Genomic DNA, 18,845 nt, shown 5'->3' on the forward strand with positions numbered 1-18,845 from the left:
GACACACGCGGTGAGACAATAGAGCAGTGGGAAGACAGCGGCCCGGCACAGAGGCGATCACCGAGTCGATCGACTCCGGTGTCGCCGAACTGGTTCCCGACCTCGGTGGTCGCGACTCGTGGACGTTGCGGGTCAACGGGACCCCGCAGTCGCATGTGGACCTGGACGACCCGTCCTACCTGGAGTTCGAGTACGTCCGGCGCCTGGGCCACCTCGTCGATCTCACCGCGCCTTCGCGTGTTCTCCACCTGGGCGGTGGCGCCCTCACGCTAGCTCGCTACGTGGCGAACCTGTTGCCTCGTGCGTCTCAACAGGTGGCGGAGATCGACGCGGGCCTGATCTCCTTCCTGCGCCGCGAGCTCCCGCCGCCCCCGCGAGTGAAGATCACCACAGGCGACGCCCGCGCGGTGCTGGCGCGGATGCGTCCCGGCTCGTTCGACCTGATCGTCTCGGACTGCTTCGCCGGCGCCCGCACCCCCGCGCACCTGACGTCGGTGGAGTACGTGCGCCAGGCATCGGCCGCACTGGCCGGCGACGGCATCTACGCGGCGAACATCGGCGACGGCAACGGCCTGCAGTTCGCACGGTCCCAATGCGCGACCGTGCGCGCGGTGTTCGAGCACGTCTGCGTGCTGGCCGAGCCGGGCGTGTTCCGCGGCCGCCGCTTCGGCAACTTCGTGATCATGGCCTCGCACAACGGTTTACCGCTGCAGCAGCTGACCCGCGCCACGGCCGGCGACCCGTTCCCCGGCCGCCTCGAACACGGCACGGGGCTGACGAAGTTCATCGGCGGCGCGCCGGTGACCACCGACGCGACCGCCACCCTGTCCCCCGCGCCGCCGTCCGGCCTCTGGGGGACCTGAGTTCCGGGGAAACCTGAGCTCAGTCCAGCGACGTCACGAACTTCGACACCGCGTCCGGGTGGAGCTTCTGCGCCATCCGTCCCGCGGGCGCCAGCGACCCCAGCCGGTACAGCGGCCGTTCCGCCGCCGCCAGCCCGCGGGCCTCGGCCCTCAGCTGGGCCACGAGCAGCTCCGAGAACACCAGGCCTGGTGTGTCGCCGCGCGCCGCGAGGGCGTCGGCGAGCCGGCGGAGCTGGTAGATGCCCAGCTCGCGGCCGCCGGTGCCCGCGTACATCGACAGCGCGATGTTGATCGCCTTCTTGCCGCCGCGCACGAGCAGGCCGACGGTCCTGGCCCCGCGCAGGTCGGTGACCAGCAGGTCGAGGTCGTCGGCGACGGCGAGGTCCACCGTGCGGGTGCCGAACGCGCGGACGTGGACGGTCGTGCCCTCCAGCCACACCGTGCGGCGGGCCTCGGACAGCGCCAGCAGGATCACCGGCACCGCCACGATCGCCCCGGCGATGACGCCGGGCCAGCGGCCGCCGATCAGGCCCACGATCGCGCCGAAGGCGAGGGCGACCATGATGCCGCCGATCGCCACCATGCGCGCACGCTTGCGGACCGTCGCCTTGTCCAGCAGGTCGAGGACGAGCTTGTCGCCGCCTGCGGACTCGTCGTCGCTCACCTTGTCTCCGTCACGTCCGACGCCAGCGCCTCGACGCCGCCCGGCACCACGTCCGCGATGTCCGGAGGCGTCAGCGCGTTCCGCACGGACGAGACCACGTCGGCCAGCGGAACGGTGACCTGCTCGCCGGTCGCGAGGGTCTTCATCCCCACGGTGCCGGCTTCCAGGTCGCGCTCGCCGAGCACCAGGGCCAGCTTCGCGCCGGACTTGTCGGCGGCCTTGAAGCCCGCCTTCATCGACCGCCCGCCGTACACCAGGTCCGTGCGGACACCGGCCGCGCGCAACGCGCCGGCCACGGCGACCATCCGGGCACGCGCGGCCTCGCCCAGCGGCACGCCGATCACGTCGACGCGCGAGAACTCCGGCAGCACGCCCTCGGCCTGCGCCGCGAGCAGCGCCCGGTCGACGCCGAGACCGAAGCCCACGCCGGACAGCGACTGGCCGCCGAGCTGCTCCATCAGGCCGTCGTAGCGACCGCCGCCGCCGATGCCCGACTGCGCGCCGAGACCGTCGTGCACGAACTCGAACGTCGTCTTCGTGTAGTAGTCGAGGCCGCGGACCATGCGCGGGTTCTCGACGAACTTCACGCCCAGCTCGGTCAGGTACCCCTTGACGAGCTCGTAGTGCTCACGGCACGCGTCGCACAGGTGGTCCACCATCAGCGGCGCCTCGGCGACGAGCGCGCGCACCTCGGGGCGCTTGTCGTCGAGCACGCGCAACGGGTTCAGCTCGGCGCGCTGCCGGGTCGGCTCGTCGAGCGGCAGCTCCGCGAGGAACGCCTGCAGCAGCGACCGGTACGCCGGGCGGCAGTTCGCGTCGCCCAGGGACGTCAGCTCCAGCCGGTACCCGGTGAGCCCCAGCGCGCGGAACCCCGCGTCGCCGACGGCGATCACCTCGGCGTCCAGTGCCGGGTCGTCGACGCCGATCGCCTCGATGCCCACCTGGTGGAACTGGCGGTACCGGCCGGCCTGCGGCGCCTCCGCGCGGAAGAACTGGCCCGCGTAGTAGAGCTTCACCGGCAACGAGCCGCGGTCGAGGCTGTGCTCGATCACGGCCCGCATCACGCCCGCGGTGCCCTCGGGGCGCAGCGTGATGGAGCGGTCGCCGCGGTCGAGGAAGGTGTACATCTCCTTCGTCACGACGTCGGTCGACTCGCCGACGCCGCGCGAGAAGAGCGCCGTGTCCTCGAAGACCGGCAGCTCGACGTAGCCGTAGCCCGCGAGCTCGGCGGCACGGGTCAGCGTCGACCGGACGTGCGTGAAAGCGGCGGACGTCGGCGGGATGTAGTCGGGAACGCCTTTGGGTGCGGAAAACACGTCTCTCAAAGTCCTCGGTGCGGGGCGGCCTGCGCGTCGTCCGGCTGAACCGCGTCCCGCAGCTGGAGCAGGTAGGGGTTCGTCGCACGCTCGCGGCCAATGGTCGTCGTCGGGCCGTGGCCAGGCAGCACCACCGTGTCGTCGGGCAAGGTCATGACCTTGTTCTGCAGGGACGACAGCATGCTCGGGTGGTCACCGCCCGGCAGGTCGGTGCGTCCGATGGAACCGGCGAAGAGCGTGTCACCCGAGATCACCAGGCGACCGCCTTCCTGCGTGCCGGAGCGGAACATCACCGACCCGCCGGTATGGCCCGGCGTGTGGTCGACGGTGATCCGCAGCCCGGCGAGGTCCAGCTCGAGGCCGTCGGTCAGCGACCGGACCTCGGACGGCTCCCGCATCTCCAGGTTGCCCCCGAAGAACGCGGCGGACTCGGCGCTGATGCCCTTCAACGGGTCGGACAGCATCTCCACGTCGTCCGGGTGGATGTACGCGGGGACGTCGTTGCCGTCGCAGACGGGGGTGACGGAGAACGTGTGGTCGAAGTGCCCGTGGGTGAGCAGCACGGCGACCGGCGCGAGGCGGTGCTCGCGCAGCGCCTGCTCGATCGGCTCGACCGCGTCCTGACCGGGGTCGACGATCACGCAGGGCTCGCCGGCACCGGCCGCCAGGACGAAGCAGTTCGCCTGGAGGGCGCCAGTCGGGAACCCGATCACGAGCACGAAAATGACCTCCCTGTTCAACCACAGCCTAGCCACCACACAAAGCTCATATGCCCAGGCCCTAGACTCCCGAGCCGACCGCCCTATTCGCATGAGTCCCTGGGGAGGGAGCACGTGCCGACCAACGAGCAGCGACGCGCGGCAGCCAAGCGCAAGCTTGAGCGTCAAATGGTGTACCGCCATGAGCGGGCCAAGAAGCGTCGTATCCTCGCCGTCGTCTCGACGGTCGTCGTTGTCGCCCTCGTCGGAGGTGGCGTGTGGTTCCTCGCGACTCACGACTTCGGCAACGGTGACGCCGCCGCGTCGGAGACCCCTCAGCAGGAGGCGGTCGACAAGGCGGAGAACATCCCCAGCGAGATGCACCAGATCCCGAAGCGCCCGCAGGCGTTGCCGGAGAAGGTGAACTGCGAGTACACGAAGGGCCAGGAGCCGGCGGCGAAGGAGAACACGCCGCCCGCGAACGGCGAGCAGCCCGCCACCGGCACCGTCGGCGTCACGCTCGGCACCTCGATCGGCGACCTGAAGCTCAACCTGGACCGCTCGCTCGCGCCGTGCACCGTGAACAACTTCGTGAGCCTGGCGAAGCAGAAGTACTTCGACAACACGACGTGCCACCGCCTCGTGGTCACGGGCATCCAGGTCCTGCAGTGCGGCGACCCCGGCGGCAACGGCATGGGCGGCCCCGGCTACTCGTTCAAGGACGAGGTCTACCCGGAGCTCACCTACGGCCGCGGCGTGCTCGCCATGGCGAACTCGGGCCCCGACACCAACGGCTCGCAGTTCTTCGTCGTCTACGGCGACGGCTCGAACCTGCAGGCGAAGTACACGATCTTCGGCACGATCGACCAGGACTCGCTGAAGAAGATCGACGAGGTCGCGAAGACCGGCACGATCTCGCAGTCCCCCGGCCAGGGCGACGGCAAGCCGAAGACCCCGGTCGACATCAAGTCGGCGTTGGTCGCGAACTAACTCTTCACAGTGTGAAAGGGCCCTTGGGAGCGATCCCAGGGGCCCTTTCCGCGTTCCTAGCCGATCAGGCGGCGGCGCCAGTCCAGCGGCGTCACGGTGATGGCCCGGCCGGGATCGCCGTTCCACACCACGGACAGCCCTGCCGCTTCGAGAGCCGCCACGACCTCCGCGCCGACGGCCGCGGTCGTCTCTTCCGAGTCGTCGAAGCCGCCGTAGAGCAGCGTCAGCCCGCGCCCGGCCACGGCGGCCTCCGTGCACTGGCTGTGGAAGTAGACGAACCCGCGGGTGCCGGGCCCGGCCTCGTCGCCGATCTCGGCGTGACCGCAGGTGCGGCAGCAGGTGAAGTTCTCGCGGGCGATGATCCCGGCGGCGTCCAGCGCCGCGAACGCGCGGGTGAGGCGCTCGGGATCGGTCTCGCCCTGCCACGACGCCTGCTCCGCGACCCGCTCCAGCCACAACCGGTCGGCCAGCGCCCGCGCCTGCTTGCGCGACACCGGCCGCCGGTCCCCGGTCACCAGGTGCTCCTCGGCGACCTCGGCCAGCTGGGCACGGGACGCGTAGCCCCCGGCCAGCACCTCGCGGACGCGGTCCTCCAGCACTTCGACCTCGTGGTCGCCGAGGTCGAGCGGCGGCACCTCACGCGGAGGACCGGCGTCCAGCGGCGACCAGGTCAGCCGACTGTCCCACCCGGACTCCTGACGAGCCCAGCCGACGAGCGCCGAGACCACGGTCCCGGGCTCGTCGGCCGCCGCCTCGAAGTACCCGCCGGCGTCGCGGTGCTCCACCGCGTAGTCGCCACCGTCCTCGTGCCAGGTCTGGACGAAGACGTCGGGCAGGTCCGGGACCCGTTGCAGCACCAGGAACCGGTCACCCTCCCCACCGATCCGCCGGACCAGCCCGTCGAGCTCCTCAGCCGACACGCGGACGTGCCGTTCCCCGTTCTCCGTCTTCACCACGATCTCGAGCACGCGCAAACTCTGACACACCAACGCACTGGGCTAGGCCGGAACGAGATCCCAGAGCTGGTTCGCCGCACCGGTGAACGCCTGCTGCACGATCGGAGCCCCGTTCCCGCTGCCCTGCACCGCGACCGCGAGTCCTGAGTGGGCGAACAGCAACCGCCAGCCCGACGCCGTGCTTCCGCGCAGCCGCACCGTCTGGTTGATCGCACCGGTGCGGCTGAACTGGATCAGCTGCACCCCGCCGTTCTGGCTCGAGTCCGGCACGTCGAACGCCTTGCCGGAGTGGCTCGCGACGAGCTCCCAGCCCTGCGGGTTGGCCTCGAAGCGCCACCGCTGGTTCGCGCTGCCGCTGTGCGGCCAGCCGATGATGGGCTCCAGGTCGGCGGTCGAGGCGTTGTTCACGGCCAGCTCGAGGTTCGTGCCGCGGTTGCGGACGTTGAAGTGCTGACCGATCACGGGCCACGGTTTGGTGGGGTCGTCCTCGGACAGCGGGATGGCGCGGTCTCCCATCCACGTCGCGTCCGCGAGGTACTGCTTGTTCATCAGCCCGTCGTAGAACCCTCCCGACGGAGGGCAGTTCACCCCGCCGTTCGGGCAGATGTCGACGTCGTGGACCGCGTAGGTGCGGAACGTGTCCCGCTTGAACGTCGTGTCCGCAGCGGTCTGGTTCCCTGCCTCGTCCCGGATCGTGTAGTCGCGGTAGTAGACGACCTGCGGGACCGGGAACACGTTCAGCATCGCGGTCTGCACCAGCCGCGCGGCGGCGACGTGGTCGCGGTGGAAGTAGAGCATCTCGAGCCCCTGCGAGGGCGTGTTCTGCAGTTGCAGATCGGCGGTCGGGTCGGTGGTCCTGATGACGTCCGGCTGGAAGTCCGCGATCGCCGCGCGCAGGAACGCGACCATGGTGCCGCGGTCGGCCGTCGTCGCGGCGGCGAAGTCGAGCGGCCGGCCGGTGAGCGACGCGTTGCGCGCGTAGAGGTTCCACAGGCGGTTCTCCGGCGACGTGGACGTGTCCGGCAGCCGGTTCTCCAGGATCGAGACGCGGCTGCCGAGCGTCCAGAGCGTCGCCGGCAGGGTGCCCGCCGAGTACGCGAAGGACCGCCACGTCAGAGCTGTCAGGCCGGCCGCGGAGGCGTAGGCCTCTCTCACTCCCAGCTCCCGGGCCTGCATGTAGGCCGGGTACGTGTGGTAGTCGGACGCCACGAGGAACACCGTGCGGACGGTGTTGCCGTCGCGCAGGTCCTTTATGAGGTCCGGGCTGAGGAACAGCAGGTCGTCGTCGTGGTGTGCGACGACGTTCAAAACTCGTGCCATGGACGTATCCCCCGTCTCGGCCAGCGCTCCTTCTCCCTAGAAGTCAGTCGTACGGGTGCTGGCATTACGCGATTCGGCCAATTACATTCATCAGAGATCAACATAGGCGAGTAGCGCGCGCAACTCTCCCCCGATCGTGAGGGGAGTCGGGACGATGACCGTCTACTTCAGGCGAAGCGTGCGCTCTTTCAGGATCGCCGCCATCGCCGTTCTGCTGTCCGGTGCGGTGTCCGCCGCAACCGCGACCACGACAACGGCGACCGCGGCGGCTCAGCCGCAGACGTCTCTGGAACAACGCGTGAACGGCCTGCTGCAGCAGATGACCGTCGACGAGCAGGTCACCCTGCTGCGCGGCATCTCGGCCCCACTCGGTCACCACGAGGTCGGGTACGTGGCGGGCGTGCCCCGTCTCGGCATCCCCCCGCTGCGCCTCACCGACGGTCCCGCCGGGGTGCGGGACCAGCAGCCCGCGACCGCCTTCCCCGCCCCCGTGGCGGTGGCGGCGTCGTTCGACCGCGACCTCGCGCACCAGGCGGGCGAGCTCATGGGCAAGGAGACCAAGGCGCGCGGGTACCACGTGCTGTACGCGCCGATGGTCAACATCGTGCGGGTGCCCCAGGCGGGCCGCAACTTCGAGACCTACGGCGAGGACCCGTACCTGGCGGGTCAGCTCAGCACGAGCTTCGTCGCGGGCCTGCAGGGCCAGGGCGTGGCGGCGCAGGTGAAGCACTACGCCGTCAACAACCAGGAGAACGCCCGCACCTGGGCGAGCTCCAACGTGGACGACCGGACGCTGCGCGAGATCTACCTGCCCGCGTTCGAGATGGCCGTGAAGCAGGGCGGCTCGTGGTCGGCGATGTGCGCCTACAACCTGGTCAACCGCTCGTACGCGTGCGAGAACTTCCCTCTGCTCAACGACATCCTCAACGACCAGTGGGGTTTCTCGGGCGTGGTCGGCTCGGACTACCCGGCCACCCACTCCGGCGTGAAGTCGGCGCTCGCGGGGCTCGACCAGGAGTTCGGCGGCTCCACGTTCTACGCGGGGCTGCCCGGTGCCGTGGGGTCGGGTGAGCTCACCAAGTCCGTGCTCGACGAACGCACCCGGCGCGTGTTACGGATGCTGTTGCGCACGGGCGCGCTCGACTCGTCGCCGGCGCCGTCGTTCAGCCCGGCCGAGCACGCCGCGGCGGCCCGCAAGCAGGCCTCCGCGGGCACCGTGCTGCTGAAGAACGACAACGGTGTCCTCCCGCTGCCCGGTTCCACCACGAAGGTCGCGCTCTCCGGCATCTACGGCGACGTGGCGCACACCGGCGGCGACGGGAGCTCCCGCGTGACGCCGTATCCCGAGCACACCGTGAAACCGGTGGACGCCCTGCGCGCCAAGCTCGGCAACGGCCTGACCTACCACGTGGGCGCGCGGATCGAACCGTTCCCCGTGCCCGCCGGGGTGCTGACGGGCCTGCGGGCGGACTTCTACAACAACCGGGGTCTCTCCGGCACCCCGGCGGTGTCGAGGTCGGACAGCGTGATCGACTTCAACTGGCTGACCGGGTCACCCGCGCCGGGCGTGAACGCGGACAACTGGTCGGCACGCTGGGTCGGCACGCTGACCGCGCCGGTGACCGGGACCTACCGGTTCGCGCTGACCAGCGACGACGGCAGCAGCCTCTACATCGACGGCCGCCAGGTCGTGGACAACTGGGGCGACCACGGCACCGAGACCCGCTGGGGGTCCGTGGACCTGCAGGCGGGGGTGCCGCACCAGGTCGTGGTCGACTACAGCGAGGCGGCGGGCTTCGCGAACCTCTCGCTCGACTGGTACGCGCCCGGCGCGGCCGACCCCGAGATCGCGGCGGCGGCCGAGGCGGCGCGGGCGGCGGAGGTCGCCGTGGTCATCGTCGGCGACCGCACGACCGAGGGCGCGGACCGCACCGACATCGACCTGCCCGGCAACCAGAACGAGCTGGTCAAGGCCATCGCCGCGGCGAACCCGCGCACGGTCGTGGTGCTCGAGACGGGCGGTCCGGTGACCATGCCGTGGCTGTCGTCGGTGTCGACGCTGATGGAGGCCTGGTACCCCGGCGAGCAGAACGGCAACGCCCTGGTCGACCTCCTGTGGGGTGCGGAGGAGCCGGCCGGGCGGCTGCCGATGACGTTCCCGGTGAACCTCGACTCCGACCCGATGCAGTCGCCGGAGCAGTACCCCGGCGCGGCGGGCAGCTACGAGTACTCGGAGGGGCTGTTCGTCGGCTACCGCTGGTACGACGCGTCGGGCGTGGCGCCGATGTTCCCGTTCGGGCACGGCCTCGGCTACACGACGTTCACCTACAGCGGCCTGAGCCTCACGCAGGCCGACGGGGCGGTGACGGTGTCGTTCACGGTGCGCAACACCGGCTCCCGGCGGGGCTCGGCCGTCCCGCAGGTCTACGTCGGGTATCCGGGCGGGGCGGGTGAGCCGCCGCGGCAGCTGCGCGACTTCGCGAAGGTGACGCTGGACCCCGGCGCCACGACCCGCGTGGCGATGACGCTCGACCGGCGGGCGTTCGCGCTCTGGGACACCGGCGAACGCACGTTCCGCGTTCCCAACGGCACCTTCACGGTCTCCGTCGGCGCGTCGTCCCGGGACATGCGGCTGAGCGGCACCGCCGCGCAGCAGGCGTTCCGGATCCCGAACGGCGCCACCGGCCAGCTGACCAGCAACTACGGCGCCTGCATGGACGTGGCCAGCGCGAACTCCGCCAACGGCACCCCGATCGGGCTGTGGAGCTGCAACGGCACCGGCGCCCAGCGCTGGACGGCGGCCCCGGACGGGACCATCCGCGCGCTGGGCAAGTGCCTCGCCGTGCAGGGCGACCAGGCCGTGCTGGCGGACTGCTCCGGCCAGCGCTGGACCGCGGAGCCCAACGGCGCGCTGGTGGCGGGCGATCGCTGCCTGACGGCGGGCGGGCAGCTGTTCCTGTCCCCGTGCAACGGCAGCGCCGGCCAGGCGTGGGTGTTGCCCCGCCCGGCTGACCGGCTCCAGGGCATCGCCGGGCGGTGCGTCGACGTCGACGGCGGGCACACGTGGCCGGGCACGGCGATCTGGATCTACGACTGCAACGGCACCGGCGCGCAGGACTGGAAGCTCGACGCGGACGGGTCGTTGCGCGCGCTCGGCCGGTGCATGGACGTGAAGAACGGCTGGACCGACCCCGGCACGGCGGTGCAGCTGTGGGACTGCAACGGCACGCCGGCCCAGCAGTGGCGGGTGCAGAACGGCTCGCTGGTCAACGTGAAGTCCGGGCAGTGCCTGGACGTGCGCAACGGCTGGTCGGACAACCTCACGCCGCTGCAGATCTGGTGGTGCAACGGCTCCGCGGCGCAGAACTGGCGCATCCCGCGTCGCTAGCGCCCTCGCACACACAGGAGCCTCCTACCGGATTCCGGTAGGAGGCTCCTGTGCCTTCCCCGTGAAGCTTCTAGCGGCGCCCAGTCACGAGGCAGACGTCACGAGGCCGACGTCACGCGGTAGACGTCGTAGACGCCCTCCACGCTCCGCACTGCCTTGAGGACGTGACCCAGGTGCTTCGGGTCGCCCATCTCGAACGAGAACCGGCTGACGGCCACGCGGTCCCGCGACGTCGTCACCGACGCCGACAGGATGTTCACGCGCTCGTCGGCCAGCACCTTCGTGACGTCCGACAGCAACCGGTGCCGATCGAGCGCCTCCACCTGGATCGCGACCAGGAAGACGCTGGAGGCCGACGGCGCCCACTCGACGTCGAGGAGGCGTTCCGGCGACTTCAGCAGCTCGTCCGCGTTCGTGCAGTCGGTGCGGTGCACGGACACACCGCCGCCGCGCGTCACGAAGCCCAGGATGTCGTCGCCCGGCACCGGGGTGCAGCAGCGGGCGAGCTTGACCCACACGTCGCCCGCGTCCTTGACGATCACGCCCGCGTCGCCGGTGGGGCGTCGCCGGGTGACCGTGGACGGGGTGGCGCGGTCGGCCAGCTCCTCCTCGGCGTGGTCGACACCGCCGAGCTGCGCGACGAGCCGTTGCACGACGTGGCGGGCCGAGGTGTGCCCCTCGCCGACCGCCGCGTACAGCGCGCTCATGTCCGGGTAGTGCAGTTCCTTCGCCAGGGCCTGCATCGAGTCGACGCTGACCAGGCGCTGGATCGGCAGCCCGACGCGCCGGACCTCCTTGGTGATCGAGTCCTTGCCGTGCTCGATCGCCTCTTCCTTGCGCTCCTTGGCGAACCACTGCTTGATCTTCGCCTTGGCGCGCGGGGAAGCGACGAAGCTGAGCCAGTCGCGCGACGGACCCGCACCCTCCGCCTTGGAGGTGAAGATCTCGACGACCTCACCGTTCTCGAGCTTGCGCTCCAGAGCGACGAGACGCCCGTTCACACGGGCGCCGATGCAGCGGTGACCCACCTCGGTGTGCACGGAGTAGGCGAAGTCGACCGGCGTGGAGCCCGTAGGCAACGTCTCCACGTCGCCCTTGGGCGTGAACACGAAGATCTCGCGCGCGGCGAGGTCCCAGCGCAGCCCCTCGAGGAACTCACCGGGGTCCGCGGCTTCCCGCTGCCAGTCGAGGAGCTGGCGCATCCACGCCATCTCGTCGATCTCGACGGACTTGCCGTTGTGCGTGCCCTTGGTCTCCTTGTAGCGCCAGTGCGCCGCGATGCCGTACTCGGCCCGCTGGTGCATCTCGGAGGTGCGGATCTGCACCTCGAGGGGCTTGCCGTCGGGACCGATGACGGTCGTGTGCAGCGACTGGTACACGCCGAACCGGGGCTGCGCGATGTAGTCCTTGAACCGTCCGGGCATCGGCTGCCACGCGGCGTGGACGACACCCATCGCGGCGTAGCAGTCGCGCACCTCGTCGACCAGGATCCGCACACCCACGAGGTCGTGGATGTCGTCGAAGTCCCGGCCGCGGACGATCATCTTCTGGTTGATCGAGTAGTAGTGCTTCGGCCGCCCCTCGACCTTCGCGACGATCCGCGCGCCCTCCAGCTGGGCGGTCAGCTCCTGGACGACGGTCCTCAGGTACGTGTCGCGGCTCGGCGCGCGCTTCGCGACCAGGCGGACGATCTCGTCGTACTTCTTGGGCTGCAGGATCGCGAACGCGAGGTCCTCGAGCTCCCACTTGACGGTCGCCATGCCCAGCCGGTGGGCCAGCGGCGCCAGCACCTCGAGCGTCTCGCGGGCCTTGCGGGCCTGCTTCTCGGGCGGCAGGAACCGCATGGTGCGCATGTTGTGCAGCCGGTCGGCCAGCTTGATGACGAGGACGCGGGGGTCCTTCGCCATCGCGATCACCATCTTGCGGATGGTCTCGGCCTCGGCCGCCGCCCCCAGCTTGACCTTGTCGAGCTTCGTGACGCCGTCCACCAGCCGGGCGACTTCCTCACCGAAGTCCTCTTTGAGCTGGGGAAGCGAGTAGTCCGTGTCTTCCACGGTGTCGTGCAGCAGCGCGGCCACCAGCGTCGTGGTGTCCATGCCCAGCTCGGCGAGGATCGTCGCCACGGCGAGCGGGTGGGTGATGTACGGGTCGCCGGACTTGCGGCGCTGCGGGCGGTGCTTCTCCTCGGCAACGTCGTACGCGTGCTGCAGAAGCGCCAGATCGGCCTTGGGATGGAGGTCACGGTGCACGGCGGCGAGAGGTTCGAGGACCTGCTTCACCGGGGCCGCACGTTGGGCGGTGATGCGCCGCGCGAGGCGGGCGCGCACACGCCGGGTAGCCGACGGTTGAACAGCCGTCGCAGCGGGTTCGGTGTCTTGACTCAACCCCACGCTCCTCGGGTCTCGCGAGTACCGAGGATAACGCGTTCACGGCGAGGAAACTTCCGGTAGCGCGCTGAGCGGCACAGCTCACACGGTGAACGCCGGCTGAACTTCCGCTGTGCCGATCAGGCGACGCTCACCACGAACGCCCGCCAGGCGTGCACCGAGAACACGAGAACGTCACCGCGAGTCGCCTTCGAGTCACGCACGAGGGCGTCCTGAGCGAGCGACACCTCGACGCACGCGCCTTGCCCTTCTCGATGTCGGAGACCTTGCTCGGGTCCCAGCCGAGCTGTTCGGCGAAGGCGGCGCCGGTCAGCCTGCTGTGCTTCTCGCGCAGGCGCCGCAGTTCGTCGCCCAGGTCCCGGCTGTAGGCGGTGGAGGTGATCGCAGTCATTCGTCCGACCGTAGGCATTGGCCCTCCTCCACGAACCAGGTCGACGGCGTGACAACGGGAGCTAAGCGGCGAGCCGGTAGCGGTCCTGGTGCGTGGTGTTGGTTCTCGGGGTGCGGGTGGGGTCCAGCCAGGTCGGCGGGATGAACGCCGGGGTGCCATCGCGGAGCTTCACCTCCCATTCGCTTCGGTGGATCAACGTGTGGTGGTGGCGGCAGAGCAGGGCCGCGTTGTGCACGGAGGTCTCGCCGCCCTGGGACCAGAACCTGATGTGGTGGGCGTCGCAGTGCTTCGGCGGCCGGTCGCAGCCGGGGAAGCTGCAGCCCTGGTCGCGGGCCACCAGCAGGCGGCGGATCGCGGCGGGGAAGGTGCGGGTCTTGCGGCCGATGTCCATCGACTCGGAGCGGCTGCCCAGCACCACGGGGACGACTCCCGCGTTGCAGGCGAGGCGGCGCACCAGGGTGGCGGGGACGCGCTCGCGGTTGTCGAGCGTGGCGAAGCCGGTCTGCTCCGCCAGGTCGCGGTAGCTCATCGTCAGGGTCAGGGTGACCGGTTCGCCGCCGTGGTCGGGCAGCCGGTCGGCGCGCAGCACCAGGTCGACGAGGTCGGCGAAGGCGTCGCCCTCGCGCTCGGCGCGGGTGCGCGGGTCAGGCCCCTCCTCCGGGGTGGCCGGGCGGGGCTTGGCCAGCGGGTCGATCAGCGCCTCGAACTTGGCGCCGCTGACCTTGTCAAGCTTCGCCCAGATTTCGAGCTGGTCGCCCTTCCACGCCAGGCGCAGGCGGTTGACGGGCTGGTGCTCCTCGGTCTCGCGCGGCTCCGGGTCGTGCTGGTGGAGCCGGTACGCGAGCTCCTTGCCGAAGGAGCGGACCGCGCTCGGCTCGTTGTCCCGCGCGAACTCGACGACGGGCTGCTCCGCCTCGGGCGGCAGCTCCTTCATCACCTCGGCGACCGCCGAGACGTGCTCGCCCGACAGCAGCCCCGCCGCCACCGCGGCGGCCGTGGCCGGGAGCGCGGGCTCCAGCACCGCGCCGGTCGGCGTGACCCCGCGGGCCAGCACCTCGGCACGCGCGACCCACTGCCGCGCGGTCTTCAGGTCCCACCGCACGGCGTGGCGCAGCACCTGCGCCACATTCCTGTAGCCCAGCTCCGACGCGGCGCCACGCTGTTCCAGTTCCGCGATTTTCTGCATCATCGCGTTTTCCAGAACGCGAATTCCCACCACGTCTTCGACGACCGCGTTGAGCAGTTCGTCGGTGGCGAGAAGTCGGAAGTCCTGTTCGATCACGCGTTCGACGCTACCGCAAGATCACGACATAAAAGCACGTCAGAGACCACACCTTCGGGTGAATGGGGTGGCCAGATCCCATAGGCTCCGTTAGTGCACATCTCTCTATAGGCGGCGCATCCACCCGAGAAATAGGGACCGTGGAATCGCGAACCGCGGACAACTGACAGACTCACGAGCCGTGAGAACGATGTTCTGGTGTGCCGCGATGACGTTCGTGTGGCTCGGCACGATGGCGTACCTCGCCCTCGACGATCCCGGCTACATCGATCCCAGGTCGGTCGTCGGCTCGTCCGTCGGCTGGGTGGTCGCGACGACGCTGAGCTGGCTGGTGCTGCGGCGCGCGAAGGCCCCGAAGCTGTGGGAGATCGCGGTCGTCACGGCCCCGGCGTCCCTTGTGACGCTGGTGTTCGTCAGCGTCGGCGCGGCCTTCGTCGCCCCGCCTCCCGGCGCCTGAGGGGCTCCGGCCATGCGCTCCCACCGGTTCGTCGTGCCGGTCACGGGCTGACATGCGGAAGGGACCGGCGACGAACGTCGCCGGTCCCTTCGAACGAGAAGCTCAGACCGCCAGCAGTGCGCTGACCTCCCGGCCCGCGAGCCGCGACCGTCCGCCCAGGGCGGCGATCTCCAGCACCACGGACACCCCGGTCACCACGCCGCCCGCGCGCTCGACGAGCGCGCACGCGGCCTCGGCCGTGCCGCCGGTGGCGAGCACGTCGTCGACCACGACCACGCGCTGGCCGGGCTGGATGGCCTCCGCGGGCAGTTCCAGCGACGCGGTGCCGTACTCCAGGTCGTACGACTGGGAGTCGGCCACCACCGGCAGCTTGCCCGGCTTGCGCAGCGGCACGACGCCGTAGCGCCAGCCGTAGCCGAGAGCGGCGCCCAGGAGGAAGCCGCGCGACTCGATGGCGGCGATCACCTGGGTGCTGTCGTCGATCTTGTCCTGCAGGGCGTCGACCACGGCGCGCAGGGCGTCCGGGTCGGCGAGGACGGGCGTGAGGTCCCGGAAGACGACCCCCGGCTGGGGGAAGTCGGGGACCTCACGCATCAGTCCCAGAGCACGATCCAATTTCAACGCTGGCGCTTTCCGGTCGGGCGGCGGCGCGCGTCACCGGCCTTGGCGGTGCGGTGGGGCACCGACGCGGCGGCGGCGTACGCCTCTTCCTTGCGCAGGTCGGAGGCGAGCGCGGCGTCGTCGACCGACTCGATGCCCTCGGCGACCTGCGGGCCGGAGGACTTGGCGCGGCGGGCGGCCACGCGCTTGGCCTGCGTGATGTACTTCGGGTCGCGCATCTTCAGGTCGACCAGCACCGGGGTGGCGATGAAGATCGACGACAGCGCGCCGACGAACATGCCGACGAGCTGGACGAGCGCCAGGTCCTGCAGCGTGCCGACGCCGAGGATGCCGACGCCGACGACCAGCAGGCCGATGACCGGCAGCAGCGCGATCAGCGAGGTGTTGATCGAGCGCATCAGGGTCTGGTTCAGCGCCAGGTTCGACGCCTCCGCGTAGGTGCGGCGGGTCAGGCCCAGCAGGCCGCGGGTGTTCTCCTTGACCTTGTCGAACACGACGACCGTGTCGTACAGGGAGAAGCCGAGGATCGTGAGCAGACCGATCACCGTCGCCGGCGTCACCTCGAAGCCGATGAGCGAGTACACGCCCGCGGTGATGATGACGTCGTGGAAGACGGCGACGAGCGCGCCGACGGCCATCTGCCACTCGAAGTAGAACACCAGGAAGATCGTCACCGCGATGAAGAACCAGAACAGGGCCCACAGGGCCTTGCCGCTGATCTCACCGCCCCAGGACGCGGAGACGGCGCTGTCGGAGATCGCCGTCTGGCCGCCCTGCGGCTGGGTGTCCTGCGCGAGCGCCGCCTTGAGGGTCGCGACCTCCTGGACGTTCAGCGCCGGCGACTTGAGCTGGATCGACGCGCTGGCGCCGGAGCCGACGGCCTGCACGGCGTTCGGCTTCTTGCCGGGCAGCGCCTTCGAGTACGCGTCCTCGACGGCGTTCGTCGAGATGGGCTGGCCACTGGCCGAGACCGACGGCATCGAGATCTTGGTGCCGCCCTCGAAGTCGATGCCGAGGTTGAAGCCCTTGAACACCATCGAGCCGATGCAGACCAGCAGGATGATGCCGGAGACGATGTACCAGCGGGTGCGCTTGCCGACGATGTCGAAGGCGCCGTTGCCCACGTAGAGGCGCGAGAACACGTTGCCCATGTCAGGCCTCCTTCACGGCGGTGGTCTTGCCGCTCGAGGTGGCGCGGTGGGCGGCACCTTCGCGGAGGGCGCCGCCCAGTCCGGACAGTTTCGGGTTGGACAGGAACTTGGACTTCGACGCCAGCGCGACCAGCGGGTGCGTCACGAGGAACACGACCACGAGGTCGAGGACCGTCGACATGCCCAGGGTGAACGCGAAGCCCTTCACCTGGCCGACCGCGATGATGTAGAGCACGGCGGCGGCGATGAAGCTGACCGCGTCGGCGGAGAGGATCGTGCGCCGCGAACGGACCCATGCGCGAGGCACGGCCGAACGGAACGTGCGGCCCTCACGCACTTCGTCCTTCAGTCGTTCGAAGAAGACGATGAACGAGTCCGCGGTGATACCGATGGCGACGATGAAACCGGCGATGCCGGCGAGGTCGAGCGTGAAGCCGATCAGGCGGCCCAGCAGCACCAGCACGGCGTAGATGATGACGCCGGACAGGGCCAGCGACAGGATCGTCAGGATGCCGAGCAGGCGGTAGTAGAACATGCAGTAGACGAAGACCAGCGCCAGACCGATGCCGCCGGCGATCAGACCCGCCTTGAGCGACTGCAGGCCGAGCGTCGGGGAGACCGTCTGCGCCTCGGAGGCGTCGAAGGACAGCGGCAGCGCGCCGTACTTCAGCGTGTTCGCGAGGTTCTGGGCTTCCTTCAGCGAGAACTTGCCGCTGATCTCGGTCGAGCCGCCCTCGATGGCCGACTGGATGGTCGGGGCCGACATGACCTCGCCGTCGAGCACGACCGCGACGGACTGCTGGACGTTGGCCGAGGTGAACTTGGCCCACTTCGAGCCGCCCTCGGACTTGAAGTCGAGGTTGACGACGTAGCCGGTGCCGTTCGGGTTGTTGTTGGCCGCGGCGTTGTTGATGTCCTCACCGGTGAGGCGGGAGTAGTTCGTGTAGTCGTCCGGCTTGGTCTCGGTGTCCTCCTTGGGAGGGTTGACCGGAGCCAGCGTGTACTTGAACTCGCCCTTCTCGTCACAGGTGACGAGCGGCTTGTCGAGGTCGTCGTTGCCGCGCAACGGGTCGGCCTTGGTGCAGTCGAGCAGGAGCGCGGCCTGCTGCAGGACCTGCGGGTCCGTGCTCTGGCGCGTGGCCTTGGCCTCCTGGATCTCCTTCGCGACCTTCGGGTCGATGTTGGAGGCGGCGGGCGGCGTGGACGCGGGAGCGCTGGACGACGGGGCGGCGCTGCTCGACGGCGGGGTGCTGGACGGCGGCGTGCTGGACGGCTGCGCGGCGAGGTTCGGAGCGGGGCGGCCCTGCGGAGCGTTGCTCGACGAAGGGGTGCCGGCGCTCTGGCTCGGCGGCGCGGACGGCGGGGTGCTGGCGCCGCTCGACGGGGCGGTGCTCGACGACGGCTCCGGAGCGGTCGGCATGCCCGCCGGGACCGGCTGGCCGATGACCTTGCGGAACGCGAGCCGGGCGGTCTGGCCGAGGCCCTTCGCGCCCTCGCTGTCCGCACCGGGGACGGTGATCACCAGGTTGTTGCCGTCGCGCACGACCTCGGCACCGGAGACACCGAGACCGTTGACGCGCACCTCGATGAGGTCACGTGCTCGGTTCAGCGCTTCCTCGCTCGGCTGTGCGCCGTCTTCCTGACGCGCGGTCAGGGTGACGAGCGTGCCGCCCTGGAGGTCGATACCGAGCTTGGGTTTGGCCGAACCGTTCCCGGTCAAAAAGACCAGGGCGTAAAGCGCGACCACGATGAGGACAAAACTCGCCAGATACTTCGCAGGGCGAATTTGCCCGGCCGGAGGTGCCACGATCCGTCCGTCTCCTAGTAGCGATGGTTTCCGAGCGCGCAGCGTAACGCGCGCCGCGTGAGCTGCGCGTCACTACCTGGAGTTGGCGGTGTTCACAGTTGCCAACTCCAGGTGTCACGACGCTGTCGGTTACTTCTTGGCGTTGTGGTCGAGGGGCTCGGCGACCTGTGCGGTGGCCACCTCGTCCTCTTCGTCCACCTTCTCCTCGACGACGGTCTCCTCCGTGTCGACGACCTTCTCCCTGATGGCGGCACGCAGCCACCGCGTGACGACACCCTCGGAGATCTCGATGTCGATGGTGGTGTCGTGGCTCGCGTCGGCGACGGTGCCGTAGAGCCCCGAAGTCGTCATGACCTTGTCACCGGGGGCGAGATCGTTCTGCAGCTTCTGCTGCTCCGCCATCGCCCGCTTCTGCTTGCGCGCGCTGAGGAACAGCGGCACGGCCAGCAAAACCAGGAGCAACGGGAACATCAAAGACGAAAGGTTGCCCATCATTCTCCGATCAAGTGGACATGCCTCGACGCACGTCCGATATGTCCAGGTGCTTTCGCCGA

The 18,845-nt window shown here is 69.9% G+C and carries 15 protein-coding genes and 2 pseudogenes; 4 read left to right on the forward strand and 13 right to left on the reverse strand.

All coding sequences use genetic code 11. The annotated features are described in order from the left end of the window. Nucleotides 1–26: 26 nt before the first annotated feature. Nucleotides 27–863: a fused MFS/spermidine synthase gene (locus VM306_RS00795; protein ID WP_325510235.1), complete on the forward strand. Its 837-nt coding sequence runs from the start codon at nucleotides 27–29 to the stop codon at nucleotides 861–863. Nucleotides 864–882: 19 nt separating this feature from the next. On the opposite strand, the gene VM306_RS00800 is transcribed toward VM306_RS00795, so the two are convergent. The 3 genes and pseudogenes from VM306_RS00800 to VM306_RS00810 form a co-directional block, all read right to left on the reverse strand. Next, nucleotides 883–1,527 (reverse strand): hypothetical protein, encoded by a 645-nt coding sequence (locus VM306_RS00800; protein WP_325510236.1) that lies wholly within the window; start codon nucleotides 1,525–1,527, stop codon nucleotides 883–885. A 65-nt stretch (nucleotides 1,528–1,592) separates the two neighbouring features. Beyond that, nucleotides 1,593–2,843, reverse strand: a pseudogene (gene hisS, locus VM306_RS00805) (histidine--tRNA ligase); the annotation flags it as partial. Nucleotides 2,844–2,848: 5 nt separating this feature from the next. After that, nucleotides 2,849–3,562: an MBL fold metallo-hydrolase gene (locus VM306_RS00810; protein WP_325510237.1), complete on the reverse strand. Its 714-nt coding sequence runs from the start codon at nucleotides 3,560–3,562 to the stop codon at nucleotides 2,849–2,851. Nucleotides 3,563–3,730: 168 nt separating this feature from the next. On the opposite strand from VM306_RS00810, the gene VM306_RS00815 reads away from it, so the two are divergent. Further along, entirely contained in the window at nucleotides 3,731–4,531 is an 801-nt protein-coding gene (locus tag VM306_RS00815; RefSeq protein ID WP_325510238.1) for a peptidylprolyl isomerase, read from the forward strand. A gap of 56 nt (nucleotides 4,532–4,587) precedes the next feature. Here VM306_RS00815 and VM306_RS00820 read toward each other — a convergent pair whose 3' ends face one another. Both VM306_RS00820 and VM306_RS00825 read right to left on the reverse strand, forming a co-directional pair. Further along, the gene (locus tag VM306_RS00820) at nucleotides 4,588–5,499 is read right to left on the reverse strand and encodes a DUF6891 domain-containing protein (protein WP_325510239.1); all 912 of its coding nucleotides are present in this window, start codon (nucleotides 5,497–5,499) and stop codon (nucleotides 4,588–4,590) included. Nucleotides 5,500–5,529: 30 nt separating this feature from the next. Next, nucleotides 5,530–6,807 carry an RICIN domain-containing protein gene (locus tag VM306_RS00825; RefSeq protein WP_325510240.1) on the reverse strand — a complete coding sequence of 426 codons (1,278 nt, stop codon included), beginning with the start codon at nucleotides 6,805–6,807 and terminating at the stop codon, nucleotides 5,530–5,532. 178 nt (nucleotides 6,808–6,985) lie between these two features. On the opposite strand from VM306_RS00825, the gene VM306_RS00830 reads away from it, so the two are divergent. After that, nucleotides 6,986–10,195: a glycoside hydrolase family 3 C-terminal domain-containing protein gene (locus VM306_RS00830; protein ID WP_325510241.1), complete on the forward strand. Its 3,210-nt coding sequence runs from the start codon at nucleotides 6,986–6,988 to the stop codon at nucleotides 10,193–10,195. 98 nt (nucleotides 10,196–10,293) lie between these two features. Here the strand turns inward: VM306_RS00830 and VM306_RS00835 are convergent, their stop codons facing one another. From VM306_RS00835 to VM306_RS00850, 4 genes and pseudogenes are all read right to left on the reverse strand, one after another. After that, nucleotides 10,294–12,579 carry a bifunctional (p)ppGpp synthetase/guanosine-3',5'-bis(diphosphate) 3'-pyrophosphohydrolase gene (locus VM306_RS00835; protein ID WP_325510242.1) on the reverse strand — a complete coding sequence of 762 codons (2,286 nt, stop codon included), beginning with the start codon at nucleotides 12,577–12,579 and terminating at the stop codon, nucleotides 10,294–10,296. 122 nt (nucleotides 12,580–12,701) lie between these two features. After that, nucleotides 12,702–12,809 carry a DUF397 domain-containing protein gene (locus VM306_RS00840; RefSeq protein WP_325510243.1) on the reverse strand — a complete coding sequence of 36 codons (108 nt, stop codon included), beginning with the start codon at nucleotides 12,807–12,809 and terminating at the stop codon, nucleotides 12,702–12,704. Nucleotides 12,810–12,820: 11 nt separating this feature from the next. After that, nucleotides 12,821–13,132: pseudogene (locus VM306_RS00845) on the reverse strand (helix-turn-helix domain-containing protein); the annotation flags it as partial. Then, on the reverse strand, nucleotides 13,035–14,255 hold the full coding sequence (locus VM306_RS00850; RefSeq protein ID WP_325510244.1) for an HNH endonuclease signature motif containing protein: 1,221 nt from the start codon (nucleotides 14,253–14,255) through the stop codon (nucleotides 13,035–13,037). The gene VM306_RS00850 and the pseudogene VM306_RS00845, both read right to left, overlap by 98 nt. Before the next feature lie 181 nt (nucleotides 14,256–14,436). On the opposite strand from VM306_RS00850, the gene VM306_RS00855 reads away from it, so the two are divergent. Then, entirely contained in the window at nucleotides 14,437–14,712 is a 276-nt protein-coding gene (locus tag VM306_RS00855) for a hypothetical protein (protein ID WP_325510245.1), read from the forward strand. Nucleotides 14,713–14,814: 102 nt separating this feature from the next. On the opposite strand, the gene VM306_RS00860 is transcribed toward VM306_RS00855, so the two are convergent. From VM306_RS00860 to yajC, 4 genes are all read right to left on the reverse strand, one after another. After that, entirely contained in the window at nucleotides 14,815–15,306 is a 492-nt protein-coding gene (locus tag VM306_RS00860; RefSeq protein ID WP_325510246.1) for an adenine phosphoribosyltransferase, read from the reverse strand. A gap of 23 nt (nucleotides 15,307–15,329) precedes the next feature. After that, nucleotides 15,330–16,484: a protein translocase subunit SecF gene (gene secF, locus VM306_RS00865; RefSeq protein WP_325510247.1), complete on the reverse strand. Its 1,155-nt coding sequence runs from the start codon at nucleotides 16,482–16,484 to the stop codon at nucleotides 15,330–15,332. Between the two features lies 1 nt (nucleotide 16,485). Further along, on the reverse strand, nucleotides 16,486–18,291 hold the full coding sequence (secD, locus tag VM306_RS00870) for a protein translocase subunit SecD (protein ID WP_325510248.1): 1,806 nt from the start codon (nucleotides 18,289–18,291) through the stop codon (nucleotides 16,486–16,488). 129 nt (nucleotides 18,292–18,420) lie between these two features. Further along, on the reverse strand, nucleotides 18,421–18,762 hold the full coding sequence (gene yajC / locus VM306_RS00875) for a preprotein translocase subunit YajC (RefSeq protein ID WP_325510249.1): 342 nt from the start codon (nucleotides 18,760–18,762) through the stop codon (nucleotides 18,421–18,423). Between the last annotated feature and the right edge of the window lie 83 nt (nucleotides 18,763–18,845).

It is taken from the genome of Lentzea sp., from assembly GCF_035525475.1.
Classification (GTDB): domain Bacteria; phylum Actinomycetota; class Actinomycetes; order Mycobacteriales; family Pseudonocardiaceae; genus Lentzea.

Excerpts from the sequence above, each read along its gene's own strand:
- VM306_RS00815 (WP_325510238.1), top strand. The coding sequence starts at position 3,731 with ATGGTGTACCGCCATGAGCGGGCCAAGAAGCGTCGTATCCTCGCCGTC.
- VM306_RS00825 (WP_325510240.1), bottom strand. The coding sequence starts at position 6,807 with ATGGCACGAGTTTTGAACGTCGTCGCACACCACGACGACGACCTGCTG.
- VM306_RS00860 (WP_325510246.1), bottom strand. The coding sequence starts at position 15,306 with ATGCGTGAGGTCCCCGACTTCCCCCAGCCGGGGGTCGTCTTCCGGGAC.
- secF (WP_325510247.1), bottom strand. The coding sequence starts at position 16,484 with ATGGGCAACGTGTTCTCGCGCCTCTACGTGGGCAACGGCGCCTTCGAC.
- yajC (WP_325510249.1), bottom strand. The coding sequence starts at position 18,762 with ATGTTCCCGTTGCTCCTGGTTTTGCTGGCCGTGCCGCTGTTCCTCAGC.